Annotated in this window: 4 protein-coding genes; 3 read left to right on the top strand and 1 reads right to left on the bottom strand. The window is 59.8% G+C overall.

The genetic code is table 11. The features are described 5' to 3' along the window. Positions 1-213: helix-turn-helix domain-containing protein (locus tag WCA53_RS12525; protein ID WP_423910157.1), on the bottom strand; the 213-nt coding region annotated here is incomplete at its 3' end. Between the two features lie 139 nt (positions 214-352). Between WCA53_RS12525 and WCA53_RS12520 the strand changes: the two genes are divergently transcribed. The 3 genes from WCA53_RS12520 to WCA53_RS12510 all read left to right on the top strand — a co-directional run. Continuing rightward, a complete protein-coding gene (locus WCA53_RS12520) occupies positions 353-667 on the top strand; it encodes an L-rhamnose mutarotase (RefSeq protein WP_423910154.1) in 315 nt (104 codons plus the stop codon). A gap of 30 nt (positions 668-697) precedes the next feature. After that, positions 698-1,588 carry an amidohydrolase family protein gene (locus tag WCA53_RS12515; protein ID WP_423910151.1) on the top strand — a complete coding sequence of 297 codons (891 nt, stop codon included), beginning with the start codon at positions 698-700 and terminating at the stop codon, positions 1,586-1,588. A gap of 11 nt (positions 1,589-1,599) precedes the next feature. Further along, a partial coding sequence (locus WCA53_RS12510) for a sugar ABC transporter ATP-binding protein (RefSeq protein WP_423910148.1) occupies positions 1,600-2,748 on the top strand: 1,149 nt, incomplete at its 3' end.

Here is a 2,748-nt window from a genome sequence, read left to right as displayed (position 1 = left end):
CGTGGGCTGCATGCCGCGCGCGTTGCGCTCGAACAGCAGGAAGCCGAACGCTTCCTCAATGTCGCTCAGCATCCGGCTCGCGCTCGGCTGTGCAACGTTGATCGCGTCCGCTGCCTGATGCAGGTTGCGTGCGTCATCGAGGGCGACCAGCAAAGCAAGGTGCTTGAATTTGAGGCGGTTGATCAACGCAATCTGGGAGACGTTCTGGTTCATCGTGCATTCGCCTGGGCGATTCGGTTTTGCGATCGGTTGATCCCAACTTCGGATTGTAGTGTTATCGCTGGCGAATTATAGTCGTAGCACAAAAGCCGCGAACACACTCGGCATCAACACTTAAAAAAGGCTAGCCGCAATGGAGACGATTGCGTTCAGGATGACCCTCAAGGCAGGCATGCGCGATGAATACGAGCGGCGTCATCGCGAGATCTGGCCCGAACTTGCCCAGGCGTTGAGTCACGCGGGCATTCGCGACTACTGGATCTTTCTCGACGAGTCGAGCGGGCAATTGTTCGCTACGCTCAAGCGCGAGCCGCACCACACAATGGAATCCTTGCCCGAACTGCCCATCATGCGCAAATGGTGGGACAGCATGGCCGACCTGATGGAAACGAATCCTGATCGCTCACCTGCGCAAACCGCGCTCGTGCCGATCTTCCATCTACCCTGACAAGCCTTTCGCCGGCACGAGGAGACGTTCATGCAGGTTGTCGATCCGCATATTCACCTATGGGATTTGAAGGGCCATCGCTACCCGTGGCTTGAAGAGCCGGGCACGTCGTTCGTCGGCGATGCACAGGATCTCAAGCATGACTACCTGATCGGCGATTTGCTCGGCGAAGCCAGCCCGATAGAAATACTGAAGCTCGTGCATGTGGACGCGAATCACGACCCGGCTGATCCGGTCGAGGAAACCCGCTGGCTGCAAAGCGTGGCGGATAACGAAGGTCACGGCAAGCCGAACGCGATTGTGGCGGGTGCGGATTTATCCGCGGAGAACGTGCAGGAAGTGCTGGAAGGACACGCGGCGTTTGCCAATACGAGAGGTATTCGCCAGATTTTGAACGTGCATCACGAGCCGCTGTATGACTACGTGGGGCGGCATTACATGCGCGAGCCCCAATGGCGCAAGAATTTTGGGCTGCTAAAGACTCATTCAATGTCGTTCGATTTGCAGCTTTATCCGTCGCAGATGAACGAGGCCGTGGAACTGGCGCGTGAGCATCACGACACGCAATTCATCGTGAACCACGCGGGCATGTTTGTCGACCGCCGATCGGTAGCTGGTTACCGCCAGTGGCGCGATGGCATGCGCAAGCTGGCGCAATGTCCGAACGTTGCTGTGAAGATAAGCGGCCTCGCCATGTTCGATCATCAGTGGAGCGTGGAAAGCTTTCGTCCGTATGTGCTGGAAACCATCGATACATTCGGCACCGATCGCGCGATGTTCGCGTCGAATTTCCCGGTCGACCGCTTGTTCGCTACCTATGCCGGACTGTGGAACGCCTATGCGGCAATCGTGAGCGACGCGAGTGCCTCACAAAAGGATGCGCTGTTCAAAGGCAACGCAGAGCGTATCTATCGCATCTGAAGGAGACACGCATGACCGACAGCAAAACGCCGCGGCTTGAACTCAGGCACGCGAGCAAATCATTCGGACGCGTGCGCGCGCTCGGCGACGGCAGTCTCGCGTTATGGCCGGGAGAAGTGCATGCGTTGCTTGGCGAAAATGGCGCGGGCAAGTCGACGCTGGTGAAACTTCTTGCCGGGGTCTATCAACCCGATTCAGGCGAGTTGCTCGTGGATGGCCAGGCGCGCATGTTCGCCAATCCGGCCGAGGCGCGCGATGCCGGGCTCGCCGTGATCTATCAGGAACCTACGCTTTTCGCCGATCTCTCCATTGCCGAAAATATCTATATGGGTCGCCAGCCGCGGGATCGTCTCGGCCGGATTCGCTACGAGGAAATGAACCGCGAAGTCGACGCACTCTTGCAATCGCTCGGCGTGAACCTGCGCGCGCAACGGCTCGTGCGCGGGCTGTCCATTGCGGACCAGCAGGTGGTCGAGATTGCGAAGGCGTTGTCGCTGAACGCAAACGTACTGATCATGGATGAACCAACGGCCGCGTTGTCGCTGACCGAAGTCGAGCGTCTGTTCGCCATCGTGCGTGGGTTGCGTGAACGCAATGCCGCCATCCTGTTCATCACGCACAGGCTCGACGAGGTGTTCGCGCTGACGCAGCGCATGACGATCATGCGCGACGGCCTGAAAGTCTTCGACGCAATGACCGCCGACATGACCATCGACTCGATCGTGAGCAAGATGGTCGGGCGCGATCTCGACACGTTCTATCCGAAAGCCGATGTCGCGCCAGGCGAGGTGCGCCTGGCGGTGCGTGGACTGACCCGTGAAGGCGTGTTCAAGAATGTGTCCTTTGAAGTCCGCGCAGGCGAAATCGTTGCGTTGGCCGGACTGGTAGGCGCCGGGCGCAGCGAAGTGGCACGCGCAATTTTCGGCATCGACCCGGTGGATGCGGGTGAAGTCCAGGTCGCCGGAAAACCGCTGCAGTTGGGCCGTCCGCAAGCGGCGGTCCGTGCGGGACTCGCGCTTGTGCCGGAGGACCGGCGCGCGCAAGGCCTCGCGCTTGAATTGAGTATTGCGCGCAATGCGTCGCTGACCGTGCTCGGCCGGCTCGTGCGGCATGGCCTGATTTCCGCGCGCAGCGAAAGCACGCTCGCCGCCGACTGGGGC

Origin of the sequence: Caballeronia sp. (genome assembly GCF_049581465.1) — a bacterium.
Taxonomy (GTDB): Bacteria; Pseudomonadota; Gammaproteobacteria; order Burkholderiales; family Burkholderiaceae; genus Caballeronia.
Note: the sequence above shows the minus strand (reverse complement) of the source record. Positions and strands in the feature narration are given on the sequence as shown.